Genomic DNA, 26887 nt, shown 5'->3' with positions numbered 1-26887 from the left:
TCAATCTCTTTTCAGGCGGTATATTCTCAGTTCCTCGCCATCTTCAAGGATCTCATGATCGGCGATAGTATATGAAAACCCGGTTTTTTTAAAGATCTCCTCGCATTTTTCAAAATACTGGAGTGAGGAGATTACAATCAAAACCCGCCCACCGGGTATCAGAACATCGGCAACCTGATCAAGAAACCGGGTAAGTGGTCCTCTCCCGTCCGGCCCTCCGTCAAGGGCATACTCAAGCCAGTCGTGGCATCGTTCATCAGGTCTCGTAGGTATGTATGGGGGATTAAAGAGAATAAGAGAAAAAATCCGGCGAAGTCCTGCGATAAGGTCTGTTCTTACAACCTGGATTCCTCTTTCATGAGCAGAGAGCACGGCATGAGGGTTTATGTCGGTTGCAAAGACCATCCGGCAGTCCTGAATGGATGAGGCAACATACCCGCTCCCGGTCCCCACTTCAAGGACGATATCATCTGGTTTTACCTCCGCCTGAGCCATTCTGAGCAGAAAAAAGGTATCTTCTCTGGGCGGGTATATCTGCCCCTCATCAGGAACTGAGCTGGTTGGAGATGGTGGCAAAGTCTTCAAGGTAGAGTGCCTCTGGTCGTGATGAGAGAATTTCCGGATTTAGATCCCTGACGACCGAATCAATCTTCTCTTTTCCAAACATCCCTGCCAGTGCTTTCAGGGTGGACTGCACTGTCTTTCTCCGCCTGGTGAAAAGTTCGCGGACGAGGTCTTCATATATCTTCCGGTCATGAATCGGGAATAATGGTTCTCTGGGTTCAATCCACATGACCGTTGACCTGACGGCAGGCGGTGGAGAGAAAGCTCCGGGTGGAAGATCAAAGCACCGGTTCGCCCGTGCATAGGTCTGGAGCATAATAGAAAGTCTCCCACAGTCACGGGTCCCCGGATGGGCCATCATCCGGTCTGCAAACTCTTTCTGGTACATAAGTATTGCAGCTTCAAAACCGATGTCCAGCAGCCGGAAAGTTATGGGAGAAGATATGGAATACGGAAGGTTTGCCATAACGATCTCAAATGGCGGGAGCGGCACCTTTACGGCATCCCCCTGGAGTAATGTAAGAGATCCGTCTGCAATTTCAGATGCAAACCGCCGTGATAATCGTTCGATAAGGGTTCTGTCAAGTTCAACAGATATGACTCTGGCACCCCGTTCAAGAAGGGCCTCTGTTAAAATGCCTTCGCCCGGACCTATCTCAAGGACAATCCGGCCGGAAATGTCAAGTATATCTGCTATCCGGGCAACAATCCGGGGATCAGTCAGAAAATGCTGGTCCCGGTATGCTCTCATCGTGACGTAAAGAGATGATATTTTACGTTCGGATCCTGAATCTCTTCCAGTATCCTGTTCAGGATCATCCGATCAGGGTGCGGGATGGTTTTGATTCTTTGAGATATATCTGCAAAGCTATCAAATTGTTTCTTCTCGCGCTCTTCGATGATCTCCCACATCAGTTTCTTCCCGATACCGGGGAGCAGGTGGAGCATATGCAGTTTCGGAGTGATCGGAATTGCACGGTTGTAAAAGTCGACAAAGTCTTTCTCCCGATCCTTTACTATCCGTTCAATTGCAAAAGAGAGCTCCTGAACTGCACTATGGGTCAGTTCATCGTACCTGAGTCGACGCTTCACCCGTTCGATCTTGGGCCGCTCTCCACCCCCGATGTAAACCAGTTCACCGATGTCAAGAGTCAGGTTTTTTGGGATCAGTTCAAGAAGTTTGAACTGTTCTACACCGACTGCCTGAACAACCGGCTCCCTTTTATACATCGGTCTGGGATCATCAGGGTATCCTTTGGGAAGGATATCCAGAACTACTGCATTGATCTCTTTTTTTTCCTCTTTCATGAGTACCAGCCTATCTGAAGTGAGAAATCACCAGATCAATGATTGCATCGAGTTCTTCGGGGGTGTGAGAAAATTTATCCCTGCCAAATACTGCCCGCACTTCATCCCGTGTCCGTGGCATAACATTTGCAATGCGGTATGCCACGTCAGGTTTTACCTTATCCAGCTGCAGTAGTGCCTGCACGAGTTCCTTGGATTTCTCTGCAGATGTTTTTGAGATCTGATTGGCATGTTCAATACTGCGCCGAAGCTCATATGACATCTCTTTGCCCTTTTCAAGTCGTGCAGCTTCCACATTCAGGAGCTCTTCTTTCAATTCGGGGAGAGTAATTGCTTTTTCCTGCAGGATTCCTTTTATCTTCATGCCAATCTTCCTCTATTTCCTTTAGAACTGCTGTGCACGAAGGTGCTGGGGGCGTGAGATGACCGTTTTGAATTTGTTACCGTCACGGATCTCAACCAGCCAGGCACGGCCCCGCTGACCGACTACTGAGCCGGTCTTGCCATGGAATCTGCGGTGAGGCATTCCTTTCTGAATGCTCGGTTCACAAACGATATGAACCTTTTGTCCTAGTTCAAACTGCTGGATGACCCGGGTTACCGGAAGAACACCACGTGATCTGAGATCTTTCTTGAATTTATACCGAGTCTTTTTTCGTGGACCGTTATGAAGTGCCATGAGATTTCACCTGATCTATTCCTTCTACGTGAATGACATCGAGCTGTACAACACGTGCAGGAGTGTTCAGGACCTCTGTCAGACTAGGCGTCGTCCGTCCCTGGTCACCGGATATCAGCTCCTTAATATACAGGCCGGCTTCACCGGTGACCTCAAGTACGAAGTCCTTTCCCTCTTTTCCTGTATATCTGATATCGAGAACGCCCCGTTCACGTACTTTATCTGCTCTCCGGTGGGCTACTCGTGTCGGCGTGCGCTGACGAATTAAAGCCCCCGATAGTTGCTGTACGGCTGATTGAAGGGCAGTATCCGGGACGGAACCGTCTATATCGACCAGAATCCTGTATTTTTTATGCCCTTTGTGACTCTTTAAGGTTTCCACCTCTGATCGGGCACTCCATCTGATGTCAGTTACTCCTACCCGGCCTTCATTATACTTATTAATGGCATCTTCGAGGGCTTTTGGATCAGCATCCCTGATCCGGGGATTCACAATCTCCAGGATAAACGGCCTTCCTGACCCTACCATTATCGCATCGATGTCTTCTCGTCCTGCGCCGTGAAGAAACACCCGTTCTGCCTTAAAAATGGGGAGCAGAGGTGCACCGATGAGTTCTTCCACCGAGTCCCGGTACTGTTTTCCGGTCCCGTCACACGCTTCACACCCGGCGCCCTTACAGGCTCTGCATGCCCAATGAGTCTGGGGGATCCCCCGTTCGTATTTAAAATATCTTCCATAGAGAAAGAGCGGACGAATCTGTACCTCAATGGTGCCATCACTGATGTTGAGGACTGCAATCAGATCCGGGTTCTTCGTATCACCAACAAGGGAGGATTTTGCTGCAACACGTTTTCCTACCTCACGGTTTATCTCAGATTTGAGTGGTTCAGGATCAGAGAGGACGAGATCACTCCACACCATCTCTTCAGACTCACTCATGAGGGGAGGAACCTTTGATCCGATGACAAATGTCTTTCCTTCAATGCCTGAAAATGCGTCAATGACCCGGTCAGCCCATGCATCTGCGGACTTAAAAAAGTCTCCACAAATCCAGCAGGGTTCCTTCTGTTCCTGATATGGCTGGTTCAAAGTCAGTGCAGCTGCAATCCGGATGCCTTTCCCTCTCTGATCGTTTGAGAGGCCAAAGGATCGTTTCGCGACCATCCGACCAAGACAGTGGTCACAAATATCTCCATATTCTATTACTTTCTGGTATAATTCAGTCAGATCCATCCTGATCTCCTTCGGTCGATTTCATTGAGGATAAGAACAATCGCATGGTCTGCATGCACAATAGCCGGTCCGAGAGAATATTTGGGGATATCCCTTATAAGTTCCATCTCGTCATCTGAAAAGTTCCGGTTATCTGAGAGGAGAAATGCATCAGGCAGTTCTTCAGTGGCCACCTTCCTGATATCAACTCCGGACTCATCAAGAACGGCATAATGTTTCTCTGAAAGCTGGTCTGCCAAGGTTCCTTTTCTGGTCAGAAGACCTGGTCCTGCTTCGCGGAAGGTTTTTCCGGCAGGGATCGCTAATGCTCTCTTAATTGACGACGCGATATTCCGTTCATCAGGAGAGAGGCTTCTGAGTGCTGAGCCATCAAACCGGATAATCCGGCCAGGATGCGGCTGACCAAGAAGCATGATATCACAGGTGGTATCCTCACGGATGCCATGAGACAAAAAAAGGGAGGATGCGACGGCCCGGCAGAGGAGGTCCATTCGCCCCCCTTTTCCGGGAAGATCATCAAGCGGGAACGATGCATCTGTACATGCGGTATGGCCGATGACGGTAAAGGATGTCATCAGCCCATTTTCCCAAACTTCTTCATCAGTCGCTGCATTCCCTTTTCTCCTCCCTTCAGGCCTTTGAATGTCCGCTTCATCATCTTATAGTATTTGATCAACTCACGGACTTCTTCAAGCTGGGCACCTGCACCCTGTGCGATCCGCTGGATACGTGATCCATTCAGGACGGTTGGGTCATCAAGTTCAGTCGCGGTCATCGAGTCCATGATAACCCGGTACTTACCCATCTTTGAAGCGGTCACATCAAGCGCTTCGGTGGGGAGATCCATCCCGCCGAGTGGCAGCATGGAAAGGACCTGTTTTAACGGCCCCATCTTATTGACCGCTTCAAGCTGGCGGTACATATCCCGGAGTGTGAACTTGCCGGAGAGCATGGCATTCACATCGATGTCCTGCTCATCGATCGACTCCTGAACCCGCTCGGCAAGAGCCTTGAGATCACCCATGCCAAGAAGTCGGGAGATGTAGCTGTTCGGATCAAACCACTCAAGATCCTCAATTGTCTCACCCTGACCGATAAAGACGATACCGGATCCGGTCTCGGCAACTGCCGACATAGCACCACCACCTTTTGCGGTACCGTCCATCTTGGTGATGATGACACCGTCAATGGAGACCGCCTCGTGAAAGCGCCTGGCCTGTTCGCGTGCCTGCTGACCAAGTGCAGCATCCAGAACCAACCACCGGTGTGTTGCCTTGGTAATCTCGTTCAGGTCGATGATCTCGGTTATAAGATCATCTTCAAGGGCATGACGACCCTGGGTATCAACAATGATGACCTCTTCCTTCAGCTGGGCAAGGCCTTCCCTGACGATCTTTCTGGCATCATGTTCAGATGGATCGCCATAACAGGGAACATGTACCTTATCACAGAGGGTTTTTATCTGAGTGTAGGCACCAGGACGGAAGGTATCGGCACAGATGACTGCAACCCGCATCCCCTTTCGCTTGAAAAACCGGGCTAGTTTTGCAGTCGTTGTGGTCTTACCTGAACCTTGCAGACCGGCCATCAGGATGATCTGCTTTCCAAGGGTTACCTCAACCTTCTGACCGACAAGGGCGACCAGTTCCTCATAAACGATCCGGAGAACATGTTCCCGTGCGGTAACACCTTTTGGCGGCTGCTCATCGAGGGCCCGCTTTTTGATAGTCTGTGAGAGTTGCATCACCTGCTTGACGTTCACATCCGCCTGAAGCAGCGCCCGCTGGAGATCCTTAACCAGTTCTTCCACTGCAGCCCGGTCAATAACGGTCTTGCCGGCAAGTTTTCGCAATGCATCCTTCAGGTTCGATCCCAGGTTGTCAAGCATTATGCATCACCCAGCAGGTCAGCAACAACAAGACGGGGGTTGAATGCCATGACATCATCATACCCCTGTCCGGTTCCGATAAAGAGGAGAGGTTTTCCAACGGCATATGCAACAGATATTGCAGCCCCTCCTTTTGGATCCATATCGACTTTGGTGAGCATGATGGCATCCATCCCGACAGATTTTGCAAACTCTTCAGCACGGATGACGGCATCATTTCCGGCAACTGCCTCATCAACATACACGATGAGGTCAGGATTAATAACTCTCCGTATCTTTGCCAGTTGGTTCATCAGGTTTGCCCGGTTATGGAACCGTCCGGCGGTATCACCAAGAACCACATCAATCTTATGTGCCCGGGCATATTCCACTGTATCAAAGAGGACGGCGGTCGGATCTGATCCCTCCTGGTGCTGAATGACCTTCACTCCAAGCCGCTCACCATGAACATCTATCTGTTCGATGGCACCGGCCCGAAAGGTATCCCCGGCACCAAGAACAACAGAAAATCCGTTTTTCTGTAAAAACCGGGTGACTTTTGCAATCGAGGTGGTCTTTCCTGTGCCATTTACGCCGGTGAAGAGAATCTTGACCGGACGTTCATGCTCCCTGATAAATGCACAGATATCAACCCCTTCTCCAAGGACTCCAAGAAGTGCATCAGATAGTGCGTTCCGGACGATCGAGTCAACGGATGTTCCTATCTTCCGTTTCGATCCGGAGAGATCAGCCTTAATTCTTGCAAGAATCGCTTCAGTTACAGAAAAGGCTACATCACTCTCGAGCAGCCCCATCTCAAGCTCATCAAGGATATCATTGACATCCTTTTCAGAGATGATAAACTCACGATCCCTGACAAAAGAGACGATCTTATCAGTGATCTTTGGGGAAGCCTTCTTCACCTGTTCAGGAGCAGGGGTCTCTACTTCCTGCTGAGGGTGTATCTGCTCTGCTCTGGATATGCCCTGAGGTTTTTCATTCTGGGCCGGAGTGTTTACTTCGATAGAATGTTCCAGTTTTTTTCTGGCAGAAAAGAGTTTTTCTTTCAGTGCTTTGAACATGTTCCGTCACCTGCTGCCAAACAAAAGGCAGGAGTTCAGAGGGAACCTGCACCCTGTTGTTCAGCCTGGGCCTGTCGGTATAATTGTTCAAGACGTTTCTGAATGTCTTTTACCTGTGCATCAATCTTCTGCAGCACCTCAGTCAGATTCTTGGCTGTTGCCTCCATCTCCTTAATCCGGTCCTGCAGGTACGATATTGCACCTTCATTCGTCTTCTGAACAATGATATCCGAGCCAATACTGACAAAGACCTCATCTGGCTGAATGATGGTAGCCCTGATATTCAGTCCGCCACCTATCGGCATGAATACCGGTGCTTCCCCTGCCTCTGCAAGGGCCTTCAGCGTCTCAATTGAAGCGTTTGCCTCACGAATACCTTCTTCCATCATCCCAAGCTGCCTGGAGTATACCTCTGCCTGCTGGGTGTACTGGTTCAGATAGGTCTGAAGAGACTGAACTTCCCTGGGGTCAACGGGGGCAGCCACGGGTATCACTCTCCACTCAGTTCGGAGATAGATTCAACCTTGATGTAAGGACGTGCAAGGCGGTGTTTGCTTCCAATGATTGCAAAAATCCGCTCTTTTGCCTGGGTGGCATTTGGTGCAGAGAGAACTTTTGTATATGGTTTCCAGAAGTCACGCTTCTCCTGGTACGTTCCTTTTACTTCGAATTTCTTCTCATCCATCTTTATTCCTCCTCAAAACCTAAAATGTCTTCAATTCTGCCGAGTTCATATCCGCTTGTCCCGACTCCGGCCAGATACCCGTAACGGTTTGCAACGAGGCCTGTCCCGACCATTGCATTCCCCATGGTAACAGTCCCTTTCCCGACAGGCAGGGAACATACCTGTTCCAGTCTCTGTATTTCTCCAGGGGTAGTCCGGGGACTGACAACAACACCTGAATTCGTTGCGACTGCCGCCATCCCGACTGTCTTGACATCACCAAGGGTCAGGGGAATGACCGGAACTTTCAGAAAGTCACTCAAGGCATCCATGAACTCCTCATCCATTTCAGGATGAACAGCCGCAAAGTGATCGTTTGCCAGAATAATATTCCCGGCAGCATTCATACCCTCTTCCAGCAGCATCAGGTCACGATATTCTGAGAGGGTTGCTATTTCTTCTTCGGTTGCCATTCCCGTGATTACCAGTCCGTTATTGTTTCCGACCAGAAGTGAACCAATGATCGGACTTCTCTGGATGGTGGTCCTGACAATTTCAACCTTTAATGCCTCTTCGTACCTGGTGGTAACCTCTTCAGGTACATCTGGTGGAACAACCGCGATATCATCAAATACGCGGGTGAAAACGCCTATATGGGGATCGCCGGCTATCGAGACAAAACGGTCCATCTACTCCTCAGCCAGCTCTGCCTGTACATGCCCGTCTTCGAGCTTCATAGCCCGGACGCGGACCCGTGCAGGAGGCTTTTCTGTACCCCTGGACCAGACTTTCTCATTGATATCCTGGCCAAGGCGGACATCATCACTCTTCATATGACGGCTTAAGAATGCACGGATATCCTTCATCGCCTTTGCACTCCGGCGCCATCTCGGTACTCTCTTCACTCCCCCGAGGGGAATCACATACATCTGTTCCTGAAGTTTCTCTACCATATCTCTCACACCTTAAGGGTGCTCCGCCGCCAGCTGTGACGCTGTGGATGGGCCATTACTGCTCTGGCTGTCTTTACCATAACCCACTGGGGAACCCGGCGGTTCTGTGTGGTCTTTTTTGATAACCGAATCTTACGGCATTTTGTCAGTTTGCTCATGATACACCTATGAATTGGTTTTTCTCCCGGTGACAAGCGACTGCTGGTGTGCAGGCGGGAAGAATGATTCAGGAGAAAGACCTCTTCGTACGAGTTCTCTCCGAATCCCGGTTTCATAATCCCCGTTCTCTATCTCACCGGTTACTCCGTTTGTGATGATCAGGTGTCGGGAAACCAGTCGTTCAACCTCTTTTTTTGGAAATCCAATCAGGGGCCTGATATAGGAGCATCCGTACCGGTCCCCGATACTTCGAATCTCATCATCGGTGAGGAGGGGGACACGGTCACCAAACCTGGTTCCGTCTGCAATCACTTCATACTCATCGCATAAACACCGGATAGCCTCACGGTGAACCTGCTGGATTGCATTATTTGGAAATCCTTCCCTGATGATGAGATCTACCATTTCACCAAGGAGTTCTTCCCTGAACTGGCGGATATGGTGCGGAAAACCGAGTGATCCTGCGGCTTTCCTGACCGCGTCGATGTTCGTATCCTGGCTGAAGAGATAGGTATTCAGTTCGACCTCGTACCAGGTGGAGAGGAGAATGGCAGCAAGCGAGCTGTCCTTTCCACCTGAAAAGAGGACGGCTGCCCTCATCCCTTCCGCCTGATATTGAATTCCCGTTTCGCCGGGGTCACCTGCTGGAGGATGACCTTCAGCTGATCATCTGATATTTTGTTCTTGATTCTGCCACTTTGTGCAAGCATTACCAGTTGTTGCTCAACAGCCCTGGCAAAATCCGGTTTGGTGAGTTTGATGGTATTGAGTCTTTCCCTGGCTTCCGGCTCAAGAATCTGCATGAGTGCCATCTGCATCTGAGCTTCGTACTGCTGCTGACGCTCCATATCCTGTTGTTGCATTGCAGCGTGCTGCTGCATCTCTGCCATTTTTCTCCGGCGGATCTCAGCCAGTTCATCTTCAGCCATCTGTTTCACCACTCCTGTTTACTGGTTCTCTTTGCTGACGGTATAGGCGATCCCATCAAGGAATGAAGCGCCTGCAGGGGTAATGACTCTTCCGTTCTTCTGTTTTGCAACAAATCCCGCTGCTTCAAGCTGCTGCAGTGATTTACGGAGGATAGAGCCGCTTCCTTTTACCGACTTGCTCGGCTTGGAACCACGGTCTTTCTTACCGCCATAAACCGAACGCATTCTCTCAACACCGACCGGTCCATCAACATATACACGCCTGAGAACTGCTGCTGCACGGGTATACCACCACTCAGGATCTTCCGGAGGCATCTCACGGTGTGTACCGGTTTTTACAAATGGTGCCCATTCAGGCGCGGTTATTTCGGCTTTTTCCTTCAGTTCCATTGCCGCTTTCGCGATGAGCTTGTCGGCCGGAACATCATATACAGTAGTCATCGATAGTCCACACTCTCAATACGGATCGTAGTCTCTACTTATTCGCGTGGAGTGTACATATATATTTCGAGGTTTCGATCACTGGTAGAGTTTGGAATCTCCAAGTACCATCGTTCTTCCGCGGACCTGAAGGAGTTTTGTCCTGCTTTGTGCTGCAACCGATTCAGGATCTATCTCAACACTGGAAAGCCACTTCACTTTAATGACTTTTCTGACTTTGATCTGGTTTTGTATCTCGTCCAGTATGGTATCGCTCATGCCCTGTTTGCCGATCCATATCGTGGGTTTCAGGTCATGAAATCCCGAATCACTTCTTTTCTTTTCCATTGGTAGTGGTACTCCTGGTAGTTGGTATTCTTCGATGCCAGCCACAGGTAAGACAGGTGATGATCACCCTTCCCCGGTATATTCTCACTCGTCCGGTTACACCGGGTACCAGGTATGCATTACATCTTCTGCAATATCTTCTTCTCAGCCATGGGGGGATTCTTACCCGCTCCTTCATGGCTATCAGGCGGGCGGATCTGACACAGTGGTGACTGTATTCCTGGTTCCAAGAAAAGAAAGATTCTGCCTGGGAGAACAGGATGGAGATCCGTTCCATGGCAATATGCTTTCTATCTGAACGCGTCCCCTTCCTGCTCATGAATCGGGAAGAATCCGTACTCTCCGACCCTCAATCCGGAGCCTCTTTTCAAAAAAGAGTTTGATGGCCTCTGCATATGCCTGATGCTCCTCAACAAGGATCCGGTCAGCGAGTGTCTCCTCGTCATCATCATCAAGGACCGGGACTGTCCGTTGTATGATCACCGGTCCGGCATCCATGTCATGGGTGACAAAGTGGACGGTGCATCCGGCTACCTTTGTTCCGTAGGTCAGGGCCTGTCTCTGCGCATGAAGACCCTGAAATGCAGGGAGAAGAGATGGATGAATGTTCATCATCTTCCCGGTGTATGCATCAACGATCCGCTCACCGAGAAGCCGCATGTAACCGGCCAGCACCACGAGGTCAGGATTATACCGCGCAAGAACTTCCATGAGGGCATTCTCATACTGGATTTTATCCGGAAAATTACGGTACGGGACGACCTCCGCAGGAATTCCCGCATTATGAGCTCGCTTTATCGCATATGCATCCGGGTTGTCAGTGATCAGCCCGGAACATTCAGCATTGATATATCCATCATGTACTCGGTCGATGATCGCCTGAAAATTGGATCCCCTGCCTGATGCAAGGACTACAAACCTTCCCTGGTTCAACCTGTCATCTCCTGTTCATCAGAGGGTTCTGGCGGGTGTATCCTGATAAGTTTCAGGCGGTTGATTCGTTTTCCGGTCATCTGGATAATCACCAGGCGAACTCCCTCTTCGGTCAGGTCACATACATCCCCAATCCGGGGGATATTACCGAGCCGTTCAATGACAAGACCTGCAATGGTTTCATACGTCTCACTCGTTGGCAGATGCAGATCCAAGTGCTTGTTCAGGTCCTCCACCCACATGCGTGCATCAACTGAGTAGACATCCTCTGCCACTCTGACAAGTTCGTGCTCTTCGGTATCAAACTCATCAAGGATATCCCCTACGAGTTCCTCAAGGATATCTTCCACGGTCACAATCCCTACAAAGCTCCCATACTCATCAAGGACAATGGCCATATGGGTCTTTTTCGCCCGTAACTCCCGAAGAAGATCATCAATATTCTTTGTTTCAGGAACAAAGAGTGGTTCAGACAGGAGTTCTACGATAGGAATGGATTCATGCGTCTCAAGGACTGAGAAGATGGCATCTTTGACATTCAGAATCCCCTTGATAGTATCGATATTCCCATGCCATATTGGCAGACGCGAAAATCCGGTATTTTTAAAGATCTCCAAGGCTTCATCAGAGCTGGATGTATCCTCAAGCATAACGACATCAATCCGGGGTGTCATAACTTCGCGCACACGGGTATCAGAGAACTCAAAGACTGAATGAAGCATCTCCTGTTCATCCTTCTCTATCGTTCCTTCTTCTTGTCCTACATCAATCCATTCCTTGATCTCTTCTTCTGTTATCATATGGTGGGCAAAAGCTCCGGCCATGGTCATCTTCCCGGCTATTTTATTAAATATGAAAATTACCGGGGAGAAGATCCGGGATAAAAATAGAATGATCGGCGAAAACCGTAATGAAAAACTGGTTGCATTCCTGGATGCATACATCTTGGGCCAAATCTCTCCAAACACAAGCAGCAGTAATACCACAATGATGGTTGATACTGTGACAGCAATGCCCGTCTCTCCAAGAAATCCGATTGCCACTGCGGTTGCGACTGATGCCGCAAGAATATTGACAATATTGTTCCCGATAAGGATGGTGATGAGAAAGCGGTCCGGATTTTTTTTCAGGGTAGCAAGAGCTTCTGATCCTGGTTCTTTTTCGTTGACAAGAGTTCTGACTTTGGCTCTCGTAATTGAGAACAATGCCACCTCCGATCCGGAGAAAAAACCGGATAAAATGAGGCATAATATGAAGATGATTATATAAAGGTAGTATTCTATCATTCAGCGATCACGCCGGAATACGGCATAGACAATTGTGGTATGAGAGGTATGACCTGACAGATTATACCTCTGCCTCACTGTTCCTACATGATATTGTAACCAGAGACAAAAAGATACCCCCTGATCTCACAATGAAACAGGTATACTCCAGCACTGACAGAATATTCATTATAATATGATTCATATCGCCCCTGTCAATTCCACCTCCCCTTTGAACGCTTTTCTTATCACTGCTATCTCCTGCTTCAGCAACGAAATTTTTTCCTGGTATGATAATGCCGATGGCAGAACCAGGTCATTGATCTCAAGGGTTATCTGCCCGTCATACCTGTTATCCCTGAGCTCTCTAAGGAAAGGAGTGGCATTTTCATCTGAGCTGACCGGACCATGCATCTGTCCATTTCCTGCTCCTGAAATATGGATATTTACTATTTTTCCGGCACCTCCATCAAGAAAGGACGAGACCACCTGAGGTCCGCTCCCAACCGCATGCGCATAATCAAAGGTGAAATAGAGCCAGGATCGCTCATCCAGAACTTTTATTATCTCATCCGGAGTGGTCAGCAGGGCATTTACTGCAGGCTCCATATTCTCTATGGCGATCTTCACCCTGACCTCGTCTGCAATCCGTTCAATCCGGTCAAGCATAAAACCGAGCCGTTGATAATCGGTGATACTCGGAGGCCGTTTTGCTGTTCTCCGACCAGGATGGATGGTGCAGACAGATGCTTCGATCTGCTCAGCAAGTTCGATTGATCGTTCAATCCACCTGATTGAGACTTCCCGCACATCCGGGTTGATTGAGCAGGGATTCAGGTCAAGTACCGGTGCATGAACTGACAGAGGAGATCTGGTCGGACTGGCTTTTACCTGTCTTTTCAATTCATCAAGACAGAGACCTTTCAGCCAGAAGTCAGGCGTTTCAAGCCAGAACTCTAGGCAGTCTGCCCCTGATTGTTCAGGGGAACGAAAGATATCCTCAAGAGGTGCATCATGAAAGAACATACTTGAGAACGAAATATCCATTACCAGACATTATCTATCCGGATGAAGATAATCGATCAGGTGATCATGGACCAGGCAACACTCGACAACTGGACGAAAAAGGACGGCCCCGTGACACTCCGGGTTTCAGAAGTCTCCAGAATGATTACCCGGCTCCTGGAGGATCCATCCCTGCAGAATATCTGGATAATCGGGGAGATTACCAATTTTAAGAGACACAGTTCTGGTCATCTCTATTTCTCCCTGTCCGAACAGATTGCCGGAAAGGAGTCTGTGGTTTCATGTGCCATATGGAAAAGTGCCGCACGATACCTGGATTTTACACCCGATGACGGGATGGAGGTCCGTGCCTATGGCTCTATCTCTCATTATGAACCAGGAGGCCGGTACTCCTTTCAGATAACCCAGATGAGGCCGTCAGGTGCCGGAGAGCGGGCACTCCTAATTGAGGGGTGGAGGCGTGAGATGGCCGCGAAAGGATGGTTCAGCCCTGATAGAAAACGCATTCCACCGAGGTATCCGGTCAGGATTGGAGTAGTCACCTCCTCGACTGGTGCGGTGATCCATGACATCAGGAATGTCATCTCGAAGCGGTTTCCTGCTGAAATAATCCTTTCACCAACCATGGTGCAGGGAGCATCTGCTCATGAGGAGATCGCCCGGGCAATCATCAGGGTACAGGATATGGTGGATGTTATCATCGTCGGTCGGGGAGGAGGGAGTTATGAGGATCTCTTCGCATTCAATCACCCCTGTGTGGTCGAAGCCATCGTCACGTGCCCGGTGCCGGTGATTGCCGCAATCGGTCATGAAGTGGATATCACGCTTGCCGACCTTGCCGCTGATGTGAGTGCCTCTACCCCCTCACATGCAGCAGAGCAGTGCGTACCCGACCGGGAGAGTGAGCTCGATGCCCTCATACATATGAGAAAGCGGATGTTTTTACAGCTCATGAACCGGCTGGAATCAGCACAGGAAGACCTGAATGGGATCAGAGATCGCCTCTCCTCCCCACGATTACTTCGTGAAGTAAGGATGCGGCAGGAGGCTCTCGCAGATCTGACCGACCGCATGGAACGGGGAGCTCAGGGATTAAAAGATAGAGCACAATCCAGACTTGCTGAACTTCGTGGCCGCCTTGAGGGGAGAAACCCGCTGGTGTATCTCAGGCGCGAACTTCCGGAACGAAAAAATTTCCTTGCTGAAATAAAGGGGCGGCTTTCCTGTGCAGTTCAGGTCAGACTTCAGGCAGAGCGTGCCGAACTCACATCATTGTCTGCCATTCTCAAAGCACGGGGTCCTGAAGCCCTCTTTCAGGCCGGGTACTGCATGGTCAGTTCAGCAGGGACGGTAATCAGATCCTGTACTGAACTTACCCCTGGTAAGATGGTGACGATACGACTGAGGGATGGAACCGCAGATGCAGCAATAACGCAGGTGTATCATGACAAAAAAGTATGAAGAACTGATAGGCGAGTTAAAAGAGATTGTACGAAAGATGGAAGACGGCAACACGAGTCTTGATGAGATGATTACCCTGTATGAACAGGGGATGATTCTGGTCAGGCAATGTGAGGACCGGCTGGCTGAAGCTGAAGTAAAGATTACAGAACTGGGGCGCGAATCATGAAACGAATCCTCATTGTATCAATATTTATTCTATTTGCCGGGTTTGTCCTGTGTGCCGGATGTAGCAGTTATGCTCCTCCTGAACTCAATATCGTCCCTGCCATACAGCAGGTGAATATATCGCCTGAAACGAATACCATCACCTATGAGGTCAGCCTTGATATAGAGAATGCCGGGGGAAATAATGCATATGATGTTGAGATCATGGCTCTTGTAAGTACACCAAAGGACCTCCCTGAGTACCGGTTTATTCATGAGAATATTCCGGTCGGTACGGTTGAAAAACGCAGCACGATATCGGTAAAAAGAACGCTGTCACTTCAGATGACACCTGATAATTTCAGAAAACTCTCATCAGGTGAACGACAGGCTGAGGTGGAAGCCAAGGTAATCAAAGTCAGTTCCAATATCATGGGGTAAATGAAGAACTCATCACAATTATTTTATAAAAAGAGCGGGAATGATTCATCGTGACTGCCCGGAACAGAGCGCTGATACTGGTAGAGTTATTCTTCGCAATAGTTGCACTTGTATGCGGAACCATGGCTTTTACTTCGCTGGTCAGCTATGCAGTGCTCACGATAAGTCTGGGAAAAGCTGCCCCATATACATACATGTGGATCCTGGCAATGATGCTCCTGCTCGTGGTTACTATATATGCCTACCGGAAGATAGAGCATGCGCCACTCAGAGTGCTGGTTGTAATTCTGCTCTTCGTCCCGCAGATCGTCTTTCTGCTTCTGGATCAGACCGTGCCATTCCCTGATGTCGGATTTTTAAATCCGTAAAAAAGGTTTATTTATCGTTTTAGAGTGTTGTCCCGCCACCGGTTAAACCTGTGGATTTTTTATCTGATGCGTAAAACGTCAGAGTGTTACTGGTACAGGCAAGATATTTATCATTTCCTTCAAATACTGCCCTGACCGGAACGCCTCCGCCTTCCCAGGTACTGATGGTTGCAGAGAATCGTCCATCACCATCGGTAGACGTGGTAAGCAGCGGCAGGAAATCAGTTCCATAATCCGGGACCTCTATTGTGATGCTGACACCAGGCACTCCTTTTCCTGAACTATCAACAAGCCGGCCGGTGAGCTCCACGTCTGTTCCCACTGTGGGGCGGAGGTTATTCGCAGAAAGAGTCATGCTGGTAATCTTTGGAAGGTCAGATGCCGGTGCAGGTACCTGTGTTGAGGCTGCAATGACAGGCCCGGGTGATGGTGATGTCGGAACAGATGACTCAGCCGGAACATACCCGGAAAGCCCGCTGGTCTGGACAATCTCTGATTTTGCCATCGCCCCACTTACTTTCGCAACAGCCTGGAAGTAGGGTACTGATTTCAGTTCATCTGGTACCGCCCAGACAAAAACACCATTCTCCTGGGCTTTAGTGGTTACAATATCATGAAATTCATCATCGGCCTTCATCTTGCCGGTGATGGTAACCTCTGCATTGTAGTTCCTGCCACCCACATATCCTGCAAGAATTGCGGGTTGACCTGCCTCAGTTCCGGGCGGATAGTAGGCCAGTTTCACCCAGGTGTCGCTGGATACTTTCGGGAGAGGTCCTGCTGTTGGTTTTGGCGTCCAGTCAACCTCTACAGTTGGAAATAGTCCGATTCCTGCTACTGATGAAAGTTCAATATCCCATCCCTCGTATGGGTTCCATGAGTGTGTCTCAGGAAAATCCGCACTCACCGTCGGAATCATGCACAGAACAAGTCCTGCAATGAGAAGACCAAACAGAAAAATCCTGCATAATGCAGGGTGTCTGATACACCCGTAATCTGTCATATGATAGGGTGTACCATATGAAAAGAAAGAGTTGCTGAGATAGAGGTTAATACAGATTATCTTCCGAGAGTACTGTGGGCACGGGCAAGGTGCTGAGCCGCGAGTGCTCCAAGGAGGGATAATTCTCCGGCAAGAACACCAGATGCAACGATCTCTGCTAACTTTCTGGCATGTGAGCCGGGCGGGTCACCACTGCCGGATACGCCAAGCATCCGGAGGCACTCTGCCTGGGTTTCAACACTGGTTCCGCCCCCGACTGTCCCAATTGGAAGAGCCGGGAGTGTGACCGAAACATAGACCCCCTCATGAGCTGGATCCACGGTGGTTATACAGAGTGATCCCTCCACCACATGGGCAGGATCCTGTCCACAGGCAATAAACATCGCTGCAATGATATTTGCTGCATGAGCATTGAACCCGAATGAACCGGCACGGGCTGATCCAACCAGATTCTTTCTGGTATTGACTTCAAGGAGGGAGGCTGCATCGGTCTTTAATACCTTGCTTATCAGTTCCTGGGAGAGTAAAACTCCGGCACTGACGGTCTTGCCCCTCCCCATGACAACGTTTACCGCTGCCGGCTTTTTATCTGTGCACCAGTTACCGGACAGGGCGATAAGGCGTGCCCCGGTCTCCCGGCTGATAAGATCTGCTGCTTTTGCTGATGCGATGGTAACCATATTCATCCCCATTGCATCGCCGGTAACAAAGGAGAGTCTGACAAAAACAGATGTTCCTGCGGTTGTCATCTCTATCCCGGTCAGTTTCCCGAACCGGGTCGTGGACTCGGCCTCCGCCCTGATCTCTCCCTCATGAGCATGTATCCAGTCACACACGGCCTTTGCATGGACAATGCTGTCAGCAGCAAAAACGGGGGCACGGGTCATACCGTCCTTTAATATTCTGACATCGGCTCCTCCTGCTGCTGTAATAAGGCTGCAGCCCCGGTTCACTGATGCAATAAGTGCCCCTTCTGTGGTTGCAAGCGGGAGATACATCGTTCCGTCTGCATACTCTCCTTTTATCCTGACAGGTCCTGCAACCCCGAGTGGTACCTGGATCGTGCCAATCATATTCTCGCAGTTCTTCTTTACCACTGCGTCAAGAGAGATGGTACAGTCACCAATCCGGTCAAGCGGAACTCCGGTCTCTTCTTCGATAAACTTCCGGCGGATGGAAACAGCATCAGCGGGGGCAAGTTCTTTCTCAAGCGCATATAATTTCAGTGTTCCATCCCGCAGTCTGCGGAGGTACTCATCCATGCATACCTGTTATACCGGCCCGGCCATAACACATGAGGGATGCAGACAAAACGCTGGTGCCTTCAGGTGCACCGGTCAGAAGGGGAGAAGACCAGAAAAAGGCTTCTTGAAGAGGGGGTGCTTGATCGTCTGTGTCGGATCAGGTCGGATGGGGAGTATCTGCTCATCCCGGTTATCAGAAAAATTGAGGGCGCGGTTTGTCAGGAATTCACCTGTGAACAGGAGAAAAAAGATCTCCCCCGGTTTGAACAGGTAGGTGGAATTGCCATTATGCAGGATGATGATCCCTCTGGTGCCGCTGATATTCTTGCGTCAAAAAAGACGTATCATACCGTTCTGTTTGCGGAGAGTGCGGTTGAAGGGCCGTTCCGGACAAAAAAGTTCAAAGTGCTTGCCGGAAGAGATACCACAGCGACTGAATACATCGAATATGGTCATCATTTCTCCATTGATCTCGCTCTCGCGTACTTCTCGGCCCGTCTGTCCGGCGAACGCCAGCGTATTCTCTCACTGATGAATGAAGGAGAGCGTGTCATTGACATGTTTGCCGGGGTCGGGCCTTTTGCGATACCCCTTGCAAAAAAAGCCTCCATTGTCTATGCGGGAGATATCAATCCTGAAGCAGTCATTCTCATGGTCAGAAATATTGCACGAAACCGCCTGACCAATGTCGTTCCCATCCTTTCGGATGCCATCAATCTTCCTGACATCATTATGCACCCTGCAGACCGGATTATCATGAACCTGCCCCTCCATTCGATCCCGTTTCTTACAGCAGCGTTCAGGATGACACGGCCGGGTGGTACGATACACCTGTATGCCCTGGTGAGCCGGGAGGATGAATATATTGATACTCTACGGACATTTCCTGCAAAAAACGTCGAACACCGGTATGTCAGATCCTATTCTCCGGACCGGTTTCACGTGGTATATGATATTGTTCGTGGTGATGGATAGCTCTGCTGACTACCCTGTAAGAATGACTGATGGGATTATCATACAGAAATGACATTCCATTGGTATCCCAAGCAGCACTAATTTTGGAAGGCTTGTGTCGGTTTCCATGCTGAGGTTATTATAATACGCTTCAATTGACTCGTTTTTTGAGTAATGACTGGTGGTATTGAGCGTGAAATTGATCTGGGCTTCCTTCACGGGACTTGCAGCGGAAAAGGAAAAAATCACGGGTGATGAATTCGTGACATCATCCTCTTCTGCCAGAACCATGCTACCTAACCCGAGTAGGATGATGATGCATATGAGCGTGATCGGATGCTTCACACTGGTACTATAGGTAAAAAAAAGGGATAGTTCTTCTCACCGATCAGATCGTCGGGACAATACGAGAGCTACTGCAGCAAGGCCGATTCCGGTACAGAGTGCAAACATTGGTGCGGGTGACTTTGTCTGCGTCGGCTCAGAGGTCTGTGTCGGTTCCTGAGTCAAAGGTGCAGTCGGTACCATCTCAATAACAACATCCGTGGTATTCCCACCAGTTATGCTGACCTGCCTGACAGCATCATCATATCCATTTATCCGAAGGGTCAGGGCATGCTCACCAGGGGGTACTGAAGGAAGGTTCAGTGGTGTGACCCCTTTAAACAGGTTATCAAGGAATATTGCTGCCCCTGAAGGATTGGATTGCACCATCAGGGTCCCATTAACAGTTGCCGGAACAGGTGCTGCCTGCAGGGCAACATTGACCGTACTCACCTGTCCTGCATTAACAGCAACCGTTCCCTGGTAATCCTGGTTCTGGGGATGGCTAATCCTGATTGCATATATACCCGGATTGAGCATGGGGATATCCAGGTATCCGATATCGGGCGTCTTCCCTTCATAATTGTCATTCAGGAAAATCTGTGAGGATCCGGGCATGCTTGCAACCTGGATTGCCCCTAACTGCGGTCCCTGTGGTTCAAGGCTGGCTGAAATCTGGTTCTGCTGACCTGCAGAAATTGTTACACCGGATTTCCAGGTGTTATATCCCGCCAGCCTGAGCATGAGACTATGGCTGCCGGCAGATGCAGAGAGGGTATATGGTGTCTGTCCGTAGTATATGCCATCAAGCTGGATGTCTGCACCGGAAGGAGTGCTGGAAACATAGAGTGTTCCGGTCTGGATTATCTGATTCAGCTGAGCCTGGATTTGTGACTGTGATCCTGCGTTTACCCGGACCTGCGACATGAATGGCTGATATCCGTCTTTGATAACTTTGATTGTATGAAGCCCGGGCATCAGGTCTGAGAACGTGCAGGGTGTCAGATCCTGGTTTCCTCCATCAAGGATTGCAATACTCTTCGTCGGATGTGACGTCACCCGGATACTCCCATACTGTGCCTTCGGGACCAGAGTGGCAGTAATGGGGATGGTCTGATCCGGAAGCGGATTCTCTCTCAGGGACGAGGTCCAGTCATAATATCCGGTCATTCTGACGAGGATCTGGTGTGATGGGGTGCCAGTCGTATACACTTTGACAAGAGCCGGGGCAGAGCCCTGGTAGGTACCATCAAAGGTTACTTCAGCACCGGAGGGCACTGACTCAATATACACCCATCCATAATCAGAACCGATCATAGTGGGGGTTGGCGTCGGGGTCCATGTTGGTGTCTCGGTAGGAGTCCAGGTCGGGGTATACGTAGGGGTTATTGTCGGTTCCATCGGCACAAGGATTGCATTGACCGGAATTGTCTGGCCTGGTGCGGGGAGTTCTGAAAGGGAGGTGCTCCAGTCCTGGTATCCGTCCATTGAGATGTAGATCTGATGGAACCTGGATTCAGTCAGTGAGACCTGCACCGTTACCGGACTCAGACCCTGATATGATCCATCAAAGGTGACCATGGCACCAGACGGGACCGAGTTTATTAAAACCCATCCATACTGCTCCTGTGGTGTTGGTTCAATGGTAATAGTTGGATATTCTGTGGGTATATCTGTCGGGATATAGGTGGGGGAATTGGTCGGGTAGTCAGTCGGATAATACGGGGGATTGTCATCTTCATAGCCATCGGGAATAAACCCGGTTGGTTCTGCCTGATTGGAGAGTTCTTCAGAGATCCCAACACCTGTCAATGCCAATATTAACAGGGAGCTGAGTATCCATAACCGGAGTGGTGCCATAAGAATGAGTTGGGGTAGTATCCGATATAGTTACTGCAATGCGATGCAGTTCTGTGTCATCCAGATACACATATTGATAATTCACGGCGTGAAACATGTTCTCACCGGAGATATGACATGGAAAAACTTCGGTAGTGCCCTGTTAGCAAGCTGGTAATACTAAGTGCAAATAAAGTATTAAATTTTATGTACTAAAAATTAATATAAGTTTAGATATAATTATTTTCATGGTTGGAAAACGTGGTCCTATATTGATTACGTGTCAAAATCCGGATTGTACTTATTTTCAAATTGAAGATGGAAAGAATATTACTAAAAATGGGCATAATTCTGCAGGCAATCAACAGTACTATTGCCATCACTGTCGACGTTTTTTTATTGAAACTAAAAATACTCCTCTGTATGATTCTCGTTTACCACGAACTGCTGTTCTCATAATTGCGAAACACTCGACTGAAAAAACTTCAATTCGAGGAGTATCTCGAGTTACCGGACACCATCGCGACACTATATCTCGATATTATCACTTAATCGGTGAACATGCTGAAAAACTCAACGATTATTTTATTCATGACATTTCCGCGGGGGATTGTGAGATGGATGAAATTTGGGAGTTTGTTCAAAAAAAAACAAGAATCTCCTAACAACTGACTCTGAAGAATTAGGTGATTGTTGGTCCTATACTTGTTTTAAAAGGGATTCTGGATTATTTTTAGCATTTGAATCTGGAAAAAGAAATATTGATACTTGTGCAGATATGTTAGTTCGATTTTTTAACCGAATGGAACTTCCAACGCCAGAAAACAAAATATCGATTTTTACTGATGGAAACGTCCAATATAGCATTTGTTTACCTGAATTATATTGTGAGCCATGCTTGGATTATGGTCAGGTGATCAAAGTAAAAGAGAAGAATAAACTTGTTTATGTCATTCGAGAGAAAATTATGGGAAATCCAGATAGTAAAGCAATCTCTACCTCAGTCATTGAGGGCTACAATAATAAAATCAGACAACGATTGAGCCGTTTTGGAAGGAAAACTGCCTCTTTTTCAAAAAAACTCAATAGATTCATTTCAGCGCTAAATATCTTTCAATTTGTGCATAATTTTATCGAAGTAAAAAGTAGTCACAAGTCTCCAGCAATGTTAGAAAGTATTACTGATCATCTTTGGAATTGGAGTGAGTTTTTAAACTACCATGTTCAGTTCTAAAGGAGGCCAGTACCAAAACTTCCGTGTGAGACAATAGTGTGGGATTCGCTCCCGGCAATACGTGCCGCGATAGCAGGAGAGATGGTCAGGTGCGGGCTTTCACAGAAGATGGTGGCAACTATCCTGAACATGGCACCTTCGGCAGTATCACAATATCTCTCCGGAAAACGAGGATACCGGATTGTATTTTCAGATAAGGTATCTGATGCCATCGCCGAACTGGCAAGGGATCTCGTATCAGGAAAGATCAGTGATCCACGTGATCGGATATGCAGGATATGTGTGCTGATCCGTGATGGAGATACCATGTGCTCTGCATGTGATAGTCCTAATAAAGAGGGTTAAGCTGATACATTCGTCACAGATTCAATGTTCCCGAATAACGATACACACTCCACTGACGATATTTTCCTGAAAAGACAATCGGGAAGTAGAGATCAGAACTCTTTTCTTTCTCCCCCCCCTTGCCCTGATAATCGCCTTTACATCTCGTATCTCCTCTCCGTTACAGGTTTCCAGAACCAGGTCTCTGCCGGCATTCAAATCAGGGGTGATTATTGAGAGTGCCGTGCTGCCGATCAGCTCATCACGGGGATACCCGGTCATCAGTTCAGCACCCCGGTTCCATGAAAGGACCTTTCCAGCAGGAGTTGTGGTTATCACCGCTTCATGGAGCAGATCCATGAGGGATGCAAGAAGAACCGAGGCAGAACCTCCTTCCTGAAACCCGGTAATGTCACGTGAAAACCCGATGATCTCTCTGACTTCCCCTTTATTGTCCTGAACCGGAAATAATCGTTCATCAAACCACCTGACCTGATCCCGCTCCTGTATCGAGAAAAGAATCCGGTACGGTTCATTTCTGCTGCATACATACTTTGCAGCTTCCTGAATCAGTGGTTTTGCATGATGATCGCAGATATTTGTCCGGCTCTCCCCGATGAATGACTCTGGTTCCCGATGAAAGGCCCGTCCGAACCGGGGATTTACATAGGTAAAGACAAGTTCCGGCGTCATGACAAAAACCCGATCATCGGTTTCTGCTGCCAGAGCGTGAAAGAGAGCATAATATCTTCTCTTACTCTCTTCTGCCTCTTTCCATTCATGCACATCTTCAATGACGAAATAATGCCCCTTTGCTCCGTCATACATGACAACATCTGCAACAGTCAGCCAGACAAACCGTTTCTGATCTGACCTGACAAGTTCAATATCTGAAGCAAAGACCAGGGACCGGTCTGGGGAGAGTATTCTTGTCCTGACCTCCGGTTTTAAACCCTGTAATGTAAGAAGGTCCAGAATATTACGCCCGGTCATCTGAGTAAGGTCGGTGTCAAGTAATTCAGCTGCAGAGATATTTGCACTTTGAATGTAATACCGGTCATCAGTCTGAATAACCGAAGATGAAAGGTAATTAAGAAGTGTTGTGATCGGGATGCGTTTGGATAAAAAAAATATCTTCGCCTTTCCGACCGTTCGCACATCCACCATTCCGGAGAGAAACATCATTTCTATATATTTCCCAATGGTGTTCCGTGACATGGACAAACCGGTTGAAATTTCAGATATTGTCATTCCATCCCGATTCTCACGTAAAAAATCAGCGATCCGTGAGATGTAATAATGGGTATTGTCCATCGATGGAAAGAGGTTGTCTATGTCATAATAAATAGTTAATGTATGCCCTCTCAAAAATGAAACCAATCGTTCTGTGGTTTATTGAGGATGCAGGTTTTCAGATCGTATCTTTTTACGTGCTTCCATCGCCTGTTATCATCAGGTGGCCTCTCCTCAATGTTTAAATCCTGAAACAGTGCATCCTGCATTATGACTCACTCCCCAAACAGGCTGGTAAAAGAGCACAGTCCCTATCTTCGTCATCATGCACACAATCCAGTAGACTGGTATCCCTGGGGTGATGAGGCATTTGCGAGAGCACTAGAGAATGATATGCCGGTTTTTGTCTCGATTGGATATGCTGCCTGTCACTGGTGTCATGTGATGGAGACCGTCTGTTTTGAGGATGAGGTGGTTGCATCACTGCTCAATACTCATTTTGTCTCAGTTAAGGTGGATAGAGAGGAGAGACCGGATATTGATCAGGTCTATATGGCCGTTTGCCAGGCAATGACCGGGTCTGGCGGATGGCCCCTGCATGTCTTTCTTACTCCTGATAAACGTCCATTTTATGCAGCCACCTTTATCCCGAAAATGAGCAGTCCGAATATGCCCGGTATGCTTGATCTCCTCCCATATCTGGCATCAGTCTGGAGAGATGAGAGAGAAAAGGTCAGTGATCTATCTGACCAGATTATGTCAGCGATACAGGAACAGACCAGGCGGGGCACCCTGCATGATCCTGATGAACTGATTCACACTGCTGCCAGGCGTCTCACTGCGTTGTACGATAAAAAATATGGTGGTTTTTCACCTGCTCCAAAGTTCCCTTCTGTTCCCGTTCTCCTCTTCCTCCTCAGGTATGCGGTCATACATCAGGACCGGTCCATTCTTGATATGATTACGACGACACTTAACCGGATGGCCTGGGGTGGCATGAGAGATCATCTGGACGGAGGATTTCACCGGTATGCAACCGATACGGCCTGGAAGTTACCTCACTTTGAGAAGATGCTCTATGATCAGGCGATGTGTGCGATAATCTATACTGAGATCTGGCAGGTTACAAAACAGGACCGGTACCGGAGGCTAGCTCGCTCAGTTCTTGAGTACATGACTACTGTCCTCTCTGACGCGCCCGGCGGGTTTTCCTCATCTGAAGATGCCGACAGTCCGGGTGGAGAAGGGGCATATTATCTCTGGTCGTATGATGAAATTGAAAAGATCTTCGGAGAAGAAGCACGGCTTGTCTGCACCATGTTTGGTATCACCAGGGAAGGGAATGTGTCCGGGATGCATGGGATGAAACCCGGAGATAATGTTCTCTTCCCAGAGCGTGATCCCCTGGAGATTTTATCGGCAGCGGGAGTCAGAGACCCGGAAAAAACCTATGCCTCAATTCTCAATACGCTCACGAATGCACGGAAAGAGCGGGAAAGACCGCCCCTTGATGACAAGGTCCTGACCGACTGGAATGCCCTTGCAATCCAGGCACTTGCCTTTGCCGGTATGGTCTTTCATGACGAATCACTCTGCACAAGGGCAATATCTGCAGCAGAATTTCTCTTTTCGAACATGGTCCGTCCTGACGGGAGTGTGCTACACCGGTGGCGGAATGGTCAGGGCGGTATTGAAGGAACTGCAGGTGATTATGTCCATCTTGCATGGGCCTGTGTTACACTCTATCAGACAACAGGCAATTCGCTGTGGCTTCGGCGAGCTATATCACTGGAAAAGAGCGCATCTGACCGGTTCTATGATTCTGTACACGGTGGATATTTCCAAGTCCCCTCAGAGACTGATCTGCCGGTAAGAATGAAAGAAATGACAGACGGCCCGACATTTTCAACGAACGGAGCCGCCTACCTGCTACTTTGTGCCTTGTTTACCATTACCGGGGATGAATTATATGGTCAAAAATCCCGGCAGATAGAGGAGTATCAACGTTCACTGGATCCCCGGATGATAACCGGCTGCTGCACCTTTTTATGTGGACTTATCGAGAAAAACCTGAGAGGCACTGCTGTACTCTGTAATACATCAGGAAGTACGGGAGACGATGAGATCTGGAGCCTTCTCTGGTCCTCGTATCTTCCCGGTATGATAAGAATCCATATCAGGGAGAGATCTGACTCATACTTCCTCCCTCTGTATGTCCATTGTCAGGGGGACACACCTGCCCTTCACATCTGTTCACACCAGCAGTGTTATCCCCCCATCACGACGGTCGGTGAGTTACGGCGGTATCTCCGGGGTTTACATATTTTTCAGGGCGATGAGATTTCTGACACCATTCAGGCGCCAGACAAGTGAGCGCTCCTCTTTACAGATTGACTCCGGCGGGTCCTGCGGTGAGTGACCGAGGGCTGCAAGAATGTTGGTGGAGAGATTCTGCTCACGGATCAGGTTCACAAATCTCTCTCTCGTGAGCTTCTTCTCGATAGAATCATTCACCTCTTCAAGATATCCCTGGAGTGTCACAAACATGTAACAGGAGAGATCCTTTGTATACTTGTCAATCTCCACGGAGACGTATGGGGATTTTCTGAAGTACTCTATCTTTTTGCCATATTTTGTGGAGAGGAAATAGAGGTGGTTTCCGTCATACACATAGAGGAATGGCGCAATATAGGGATATTTTTCCCCAGAAAAGGCGATTCGTGCCATAAAACGGCTGTGAATCAGCGCATCATACTCTTCTTTCTCCATCCGGGGGATTTTCACGATCTCCATGATACCTAAAACAACATACACGTTCCATCTAATAAACTATGCAGACCTGCATCCCGGATCGAAATCTATCAGATGCTATACTCTTTCAAGA

General features: G+C 48.7%; 36 protein-coding genes. 8 read left to right on the top strand and 28 right to left on the bottom strand.

Annotated features, from left to right (window positions below; translation table 11 throughout):
* From MHUN_RS15815 to MHUN_RS15720, 22 genes are all read right to left on the bottom strand, one after another.
* The gene (locus MHUN_RS15815) at positions 1-576 is read right to left on the bottom strand and encodes a HemK2/MTQ2 family protein methyltransferase (RefSeq protein ID WP_275039194.1); all 576 of its coding nucleotides are present in this window, start codon (positions 574-576) and stop codon (positions 1-3) included.
* The gene (gene rsmA, locus MHUN_RS15810) at positions 545-1315 is read right to left on the bottom strand and encodes a 16S rRNA (adenine(1518)-N(6)/adenine(1519)-N(6))-dimethyltransferase RsmA (protein WP_011449967.1); all 771 of its coding nucleotides are present in this window, start codon (positions 1313-1315) and stop codon (positions 545-547) included. Before rsmA ends, MHUN_RS15815 begins: the two co-directional genes overlap by 32 nt.
* Positions 1312-1872: a DUF655 domain-containing protein gene (locus MHUN_RS15805; protein ID WP_011449966.1), complete on the bottom strand. Its 561-nt coding sequence runs from the start codon at positions 1870-1872 to the stop codon at positions 1312-1314. The genes rsmA and MHUN_RS15805 overlap by 4 nt, the downstream gene beginning before the upstream one ends.
* Positions 1873-1882: 10 nt before the next feature.
* The gene (locus MHUN_RS15800) at positions 1883-2236 is read right to left on the bottom strand and encodes an RNA polymerase Rpb4 family protein (protein WP_011449965.1); all 354 of its coding nucleotides are present in this window, start codon (positions 2234-2236) and stop codon (positions 1883-1885) included.
* Positions 2237-2257: 21 nt separating this feature from the next.
* Positions 2258-2551, bottom strand: coding sequence for a 50S ribosomal protein L21e (locus MHUN_RS15795; protein WP_011449964.1), 294 nt, complete (start codon positions 2549-2551; stop codon positions 2258-2260).
* Positions 2538-3785 carry a tRNA pseudouridine(54/55) synthase Pus10 gene (locus MHUN_RS15790; protein ID WP_011449963.1) on the bottom strand — a complete coding sequence of 416 codons (1248 nt, stop codon included), beginning with the start codon at positions 3783-3785 and terminating at the stop codon, positions 2538-2540. The genes MHUN_RS15795 and MHUN_RS15790 overlap by 14 nt, the downstream gene beginning before the upstream one ends.
* The gene (trmY, locus tag MHUN_RS15785; RefSeq protein ID WP_011449962.1) at positions 3776-4360 is read right to left on the bottom strand and encodes a tRNA (pseudouridine(54)-N(1))-methyltransferase TrmY; all 585 of its coding nucleotides are present in this window, start codon (positions 4358-4360) and stop codon (positions 3776-3778) included. The genes MHUN_RS15790 and trmY overlap by 10 nt, the downstream gene beginning before the upstream one ends.
* On the bottom strand, positions 4360-5673 hold the full coding sequence (locus MHUN_RS15780) for a signal recognition particle protein Srp54 (protein ID WP_011449961.1): 1314 nt from the start codon (positions 5671-5673) through the stop codon (positions 4360-4362). The genes trmY and MHUN_RS15780 overlap by 1 nt, the downstream gene beginning before the upstream one ends.
* Positions 5673-6734, bottom strand: coding sequence for a signal recognition particle-docking protein FtsY (gene ftsY, locus MHUN_RS15775; protein ID WP_011449960.1), 1062 nt, complete (start codon positions 6732-6734; stop codon positions 5673-5675). The genes MHUN_RS15780 and ftsY overlap by 1 nt, the downstream gene beginning before the upstream one ends.
* A 35-nt stretch (positions 6735-6769) precedes the next feature.
* On the bottom strand, positions 6770-7219 hold the full coding sequence (pfdA, locus tag MHUN_RS15770; RefSeq protein WP_011449959.1) for a prefoldin subunit alpha: 450 nt from the start codon (positions 7217-7219) through the stop codon (positions 6770-6772).
* 5 nt (positions 7220-7224) lie between these two features.
* A complete protein-coding gene (rpl18a, locus tag MHUN_RS15765; protein ID WP_048067620.1) occupies positions 7225-7419 on the bottom strand; it encodes a 50S ribosomal protein L18Ae in 195 nt (64 codons plus the stop codon).
* Positions 7420-7421: 2 nt separating this feature from the next.
* Complete coding sequence (locus MHUN_RS15760; RefSeq protein WP_011449958.1) at positions 7422-8087, bottom strand: translation initiation factor IF-6; 666 nt, start codon at positions 8085-8087, stop codon at positions 7422-7424.
* On the bottom strand, positions 8088-8351 hold the full coding sequence (locus MHUN_RS15755; protein ID WP_011449957.1) for a 50S ribosomal protein L31e: 264 nt from the start codon (positions 8349-8351) through the stop codon (positions 8088-8090).
* Between the two features lie 5 nt (positions 8352-8356).
* Positions 8357-8509 carry a 50S ribosomal protein L39e gene (locus tag MHUN_RS18495; protein ID WP_011449956.1) on the bottom strand — a complete coding sequence of 51 codons (153 nt, stop codon included), beginning with the start codon at positions 8507-8509 and terminating at the stop codon, positions 8357-8359.
* Between the two features lie 7 nt (positions 8510-8516).
* Positions 8517-9110, bottom strand: a complete 594-nt coding sequence (locus MHUN_RS15750) for an alpha hydrolase (protein WP_011449955.1) — start codon at positions 9108-9110, stop codon at positions 8517-8519.
* Entirely contained in the window at positions 9107-9439 is a 333-nt protein-coding gene (locus MHUN_RS15745; protein WP_011449954.1) for a DNA-binding protein, read from the bottom strand. Before MHUN_RS15745 ends, MHUN_RS15750 begins: the two co-directional genes overlap by 4 nt.
* An 18-nt stretch (positions 9440-9457) precedes the next feature.
* Complete coding sequence (locus MHUN_RS15740; RefSeq protein WP_011449953.1) at positions 9458-9880, bottom strand: 30S ribosomal protein S19e; 423 nt, start codon at positions 9878-9880, stop codon at positions 9458-9460.
* Between the two features lie 78 nt (positions 9881-9958).
* The gene (locus MHUN_RS15735; RefSeq protein WP_011449952.1) at positions 9959-10207 is read right to left on the bottom strand and encodes a YhbY family RNA-binding protein; all 249 of its coding nucleotides are present in this window, start codon (positions 10205-10207) and stop codon (positions 9959-9961) included.
* Positions 10188-10526, bottom strand: coding sequence for a ribonuclease P protein component 4 (locus tag MHUN_RS18490; protein ID WP_011449951.1), 339 nt, complete (start codon positions 10524-10526; stop codon positions 10188-10190). The genes MHUN_RS15735 and MHUN_RS18490 overlap by 20 nt, the downstream gene beginning before the upstream one ends.
* A complete protein-coding gene (gene purN, locus MHUN_RS15730; RefSeq protein WP_011449950.1) occupies positions 10523-11140 on the bottom strand; it encodes a phosphoribosylglycinamide formyltransferase in 618 nt (205 codons plus the stop codon). Before purN ends, MHUN_RS18490 begins: the two co-directional genes overlap by 4 nt.
* The gene (locus tag MHUN_RS15725) at positions 11137-12426 is read right to left on the bottom strand and encodes a hemolysin family protein (protein WP_011449949.1); all 1290 of its coding nucleotides are present in this window, start codon (positions 12424-12426) and stop codon (positions 11137-11139) included. Before MHUN_RS15725 ends, purN begins: the two co-directional genes overlap by 4 nt.
* Positions 12427-12606: 180 nt before the next feature.
* Positions 12607-13452, bottom strand: coding sequence for a sugar phosphate isomerase/epimerase family protein (locus MHUN_RS15720; RefSeq protein WP_011449948.1), 846 nt, complete (start codon positions 13450-13452; stop codon positions 12607-12609).
* 21 nt (positions 13453-13473) lie between these two features.
* Between MHUN_RS15720 and xseA the strand changes: the two genes are divergently transcribed.
* The 4 genes from xseA to MHUN_RS15700 are packed head-to-tail and all read left to right on the top strand — an operon-like array spanning position 13474 to position 15848.
* Positions 13474-14892: an exodeoxyribonuclease VII large subunit gene (xseA, locus tag MHUN_RS15715; protein ID WP_011449947.1), complete on the top strand. Its 1419-nt coding sequence runs from the start codon at positions 13474-13476 to the stop codon at positions 14890-14892.
* On the top strand, positions 14876-15061 hold the full coding sequence (gene xseB / locus MHUN_RS15710; RefSeq protein WP_011449946.1) for an exodeoxyribonuclease VII small subunit: 186 nt from the start codon (positions 14876-14878) through the stop codon (positions 15059-15061). Before xseA ends, xseB begins: the two co-directional genes overlap by 17 nt.
* On the top strand, positions 15058-15480 hold the full coding sequence (locus MHUN_RS15705; protein ID WP_011449945.1) for a hypothetical protein: 423 nt from the start codon (positions 15058-15060) through the stop codon (positions 15478-15480). Before xseB ends, MHUN_RS15705 begins: the two co-directional genes overlap by 4 nt.
* A 50-nt stretch (positions 15481-15530) precedes the next feature.
* The gene (locus MHUN_RS15700; RefSeq protein ID WP_011449944.1) at positions 15531-15848 is read left to right on the top strand and encodes a hypothetical protein; all 318 of its coding nucleotides are present in this window, start codon (positions 15531-15533) and stop codon (positions 15846-15848) included.
* 19 nt (positions 15849-15867) lie between these two features.
* On the opposite strand, the gene MHUN_RS15695 is transcribed toward MHUN_RS15700, so the two are convergent.
* Positions 15868-16851: a hypothetical protein gene (locus MHUN_RS15695; RefSeq protein WP_011449943.1), complete on the bottom strand. Its 984-nt coding sequence runs from the start codon at positions 16849-16851 to the stop codon at positions 15868-15870.
* Between the two features lie 56 nt (positions 16852-16907).
* Positions 16908-18113, bottom strand: a complete 1206-nt coding sequence (gene hmgA, locus MHUN_RS15690) for a hydroxymethylglutaryl-CoA reductase (NADPH) (RefSeq protein WP_011449942.1) — start codon at positions 18111-18113, stop codon at positions 16908-16910.
* Positions 18114-18152: 39 nt separating this feature from the next.
* Here hmgA and MHUN_RS15685 point away from each other — a divergent pair, with 39 nt between their 5' ends.
* A complete protein-coding gene (locus tag MHUN_RS15685; protein ID WP_011449941.1) occupies positions 18153-19070 on the top strand; it encodes a class I SAM-dependent methyltransferase in 918 nt (305 codons plus the stop codon).
* A 9-nt stretch (positions 19071-19079) separates the two neighbouring features.
* On the opposite strand, the gene MHUN_RS15680 is transcribed toward MHUN_RS15685, so the two are convergent.
* Together MHUN_RS15680 and MHUN_RS15675 are read right to left on the bottom strand one after the other, a co-directional pair.
* The gene (locus MHUN_RS15680) at positions 19080-19394 is read right to left on the bottom strand and encodes a hypothetical protein (protein ID WP_011449940.1); all 315 of its coding nucleotides are present in this window, start codon (positions 19392-19394) and stop codon (positions 19080-19082) included.
* 36 nt (positions 19395-19430) lie between these two features.
* Entirely contained in the window at positions 19431-21233 is a 1803-nt protein-coding gene (locus tag MHUN_RS15675) for a PEGA domain-containing protein (protein ID WP_011449939.1), read from the bottom strand.
* Between the two features lie 227 nt (positions 21234-21460).
* On the opposite strand from MHUN_RS15675, the gene MHUN_RS18485 reads away from it, so the two are divergent.
* Both MHUN_RS18485 and MHUN_RS15665 read left to right on the top strand, forming a co-directional pair.
* Positions 21461-22446, top strand: a protein-coding gene (locus MHUN_RS18485; protein WP_143709314.1) for an IS1-like element ISMhu11 family transposase whose coding sequence is annotated in 2 segments (ribosomal slippage) — positions 21461-21854 and positions 21854-22446 — 987 coding nt in all. Because the reading frame shifts where the segments join, the coding sequence is not laid out codon by codon here.
* A 36-nt stretch (positions 22447-22482) separates the two neighbouring features.
* Positions 22483-22791 (top strand): transcriptional regulator, encoded by a 309-nt coding sequence (locus tag MHUN_RS15665; protein WP_011449938.1) that lies wholly within the window; start codon positions 22483-22485, stop codon positions 22789-22791.
* Positions 22792-22812: 21 nt separating this feature from the next.
* Here MHUN_RS15665 and MHUN_RS15660 read toward each other — a convergent pair whose 3' ends face one another.
* A complete protein-coding gene (locus MHUN_RS15660; protein WP_011449937.1) occupies positions 22813-24084 on the bottom strand; it encodes a PAS domain-containing protein in 1272 nt (423 codons plus the stop codon).
* 189 nt (positions 24085-24273) lie between these two features.
* Between MHUN_RS15660 and MHUN_RS15655 the strand changes: the two genes are divergently transcribed.
* The gene (locus MHUN_RS15655; protein ID WP_011449936.1) at positions 24274-26376 is read left to right on the top strand and encodes a thioredoxin domain-containing protein; all 2103 of its coding nucleotides are present in this window, start codon (positions 24274-24276) and stop codon (positions 26374-26376) included.
* Here MHUN_RS15655 and MHUN_RS15650 read toward each other — a convergent pair.
* On the bottom strand, positions 26320-26796 hold the full coding sequence (locus tag MHUN_RS15650; protein ID WP_048068114.1) for a pyridoxamine 5'-phosphate oxidase family protein: 477 nt from the start codon (positions 26794-26796) through the stop codon (positions 26320-26322). The two genes, MHUN_RS15655 and MHUN_RS15650, sit on opposite strands and share 57 nt — an antisense overlap.
* Positions 26797-26887: the final 91 nt, after the last annotated feature.

The organism is Methanospirillum hungatei JF-1 (assembly GCF_000013445.1).
Taxonomy (GTDB): domain Archaea; phylum Halobacteriota; class Methanomicrobia; order Methanomicrobiales; family Methanospirillaceae; genus Methanospirillum; species Methanospirillum hungatei.
The sequence above is the reverse complement of the archived record's forward strand: the minus strand, read 5'-3'. Positions and strand labels throughout refer to the sequence as shown.

Excerpts from the sequence above, each read along its gene's own strand:
- rpl18a (WP_048067620.1), bottom strand. The coding sequence starts at position 7,419 with ATGGATGAGAAGAAATTCGAAGTAAAAGGAACGTACCAGGAGAAGCGT.
- MHUN_RS15755 (WP_011449957.1), bottom strand. The coding sequence starts at position 8,351 with ATGGTAGAGAAACTTCAGGAACAGATGTATGTGATTCCCCTCGGGGGA.
- MHUN_RS15795 (WP_011449964.1), bottom strand. The coding sequence starts at position 2,551 with ATGGCACTTCATAACGGTCCACGAAAAAAGACTCGGTATAAATTCAAG.
- xseB (WP_011449946.1), top strand. The coding sequence starts at position 14,876 with ATGACAAAAAAGTATGAAGAACTGATAGGCGAGTTAAAAGAGATTGTA.
- MHUN_RS18495 (WP_011449956.1), bottom strand. The coding sequence starts at position 8,509 with ATGAGCAAACTGACAAAATGCCGTAAGATTCGGTTATCAAAAAAGACC.
- MHUN_RS15660 (WP_011449937.1), bottom strand. The coding sequence starts at position 24,084 with ATGGACAATACCCATTATTACATCTCACGGATCGCTGATTTTTTACGT.
- MHUN_RS15750 (WP_011449955.1), bottom strand. The coding sequence starts at position 9,110 with ATGAGGGCAGCCGTCCTCTTTTCAGGTGGAAAGGACAGCTCGCTTGCT.
- ftsY (WP_011449960.1), bottom strand. The coding sequence starts at position 6,734 with ATGTTCAAAGCACTGAAAGAAAAACTCTTTTCTGCCAGAAAAAAACTG.
- MHUN_RS15720 (WP_011449948.1), bottom strand. The coding sequence starts at position 13,452 with ATGGATATTTCGTTCTCAAGTATGTTCTTTCATGATGCACCTCTTGAG.
- MHUN_RS15780 (WP_011449961.1), bottom strand. The coding sequence starts at position 5,673 with ATGCTTGACAACCTGGGATCGAACCTGAAGGATGCATTGCGAAAACTT.
- rsmA (WP_011449967.1), bottom strand. The coding sequence starts at position 1,315 with ATGAGAGCATACCGGGACCAGCATTTTCTGACTGATCCCCGGATTGTT.
- hmgA (WP_011449942.1), bottom strand. The coding sequence starts at position 18,113 with ATGGATGAGTACCTCCGCAGACTGCGGGATGGAACACTGAAATTATAT.
- MHUN_RS15805 (WP_011449966.1), bottom strand. The coding sequence starts at position 1,872 with ATGAAAGAGGAAAAAAAAGAGATCAATGCAGTAGTTCTGGATATCCTT.
- MHUN_RS15800 (WP_011449965.1), bottom strand. The coding sequence starts at position 2,236 with ATGAAGATAAAAGGAATCCTGCAGGAAAAAGCAATTACTCTCCCCGAA.
- xseA (WP_011449947.1), top strand. The coding sequence starts at position 13,474 with ATGAAGATAATCGATCAGGTGATCATGGACCAGGCAACACTCGACAAC.
- MHUN_RS15685 (WP_011449941.1), top strand. The coding sequence starts at position 18,153 with ATGCAGACAAAACGCTGGTGCCTTCAGGTGCACCGGTCAGAAGGGGAG.
- MHUN_RS15760 (WP_011449958.1), bottom strand. The coding sequence starts at position 8,087 with ATGGACCGTTTTGTCTCGATAGCCGGCGATCCCCATATAGGCGTTTTC.
- MHUN_RS15790 (WP_011449963.1), bottom strand. The coding sequence starts at position 3,785 with ATGGATCTGACTGAATTATACCAGAAAGTAATAGAATATGGAGATATT.
- MHUN_RS15740 (WP_011449953.1), bottom strand. The coding sequence starts at position 9,880 with ATGACTACTGTATATGATGTTCCGGCCGACAAGCTCATCGCGAAAGCG.
- MHUN_RS15735 (WP_011449952.1), bottom strand. The coding sequence starts at position 10,207 with ATGGAAAAGAAAAGAAGTGATTCGGGATTTCATGACCTGAAACCCACG.
- MHUN_RS15705 (WP_011449945.1), top strand. The coding sequence starts at position 15,058 with ATGAAACGAATCCTCATTGTATCAATATTTATTCTATTTGCCGGGTTT.
- MHUN_RS15725 (WP_011449949.1), bottom strand. The coding sequence starts at position 12,426 with ATGATAGAATACTACCTTTATATAATCATCTTCATATTATGCCTCATT.
- MHUN_RS15655 (WP_011449936.1), top strand. The coding sequence starts at position 24,274 with ATGACTCACTCCCCAAACAGGCTGGTAAAAGAGCACAGTCCCTATCTT.
- MHUN_RS15650 (WP_048068114.1), bottom strand. The coding sequence starts at position 26,796 with ATGGAGATCGTGAAAATCCCCCGGATGGAGAAAGAAGAGTATGATGCG.
- trmY (WP_011449962.1), bottom strand. The coding sequence starts at position 4,360 with ATGACATCCTTTACCGTCATCGGCCATACCGCATGTACAGATGCATCG.
- MHUN_RS15675 (WP_011449939.1), bottom strand. The coding sequence starts at position 21,233 with ATGGCACCACTCCGGTTATGGATACTCAGCTCCCTGTTAATATTGGCA.
- MHUN_RS15695 (WP_011449943.1), bottom strand. The coding sequence starts at position 16,851 with ATGACAGATTACGGGTGTATCAGACACCCTGCATTATGCAGGATTTTT.
- MHUN_RS15745 (WP_011449954.1), bottom strand. The coding sequence starts at position 9,439 with ATGGCTGAAGATGAACTGGCTGAGATCCGCCGGAGAAAAATGGCAGAG.
- MHUN_RS18490 (WP_011449951.1), bottom strand. The coding sequence starts at position 10,526 with ATGAGCAGGAAGGGGACGCGTTCAGATAGAAAGCATATTGCCATGGAA.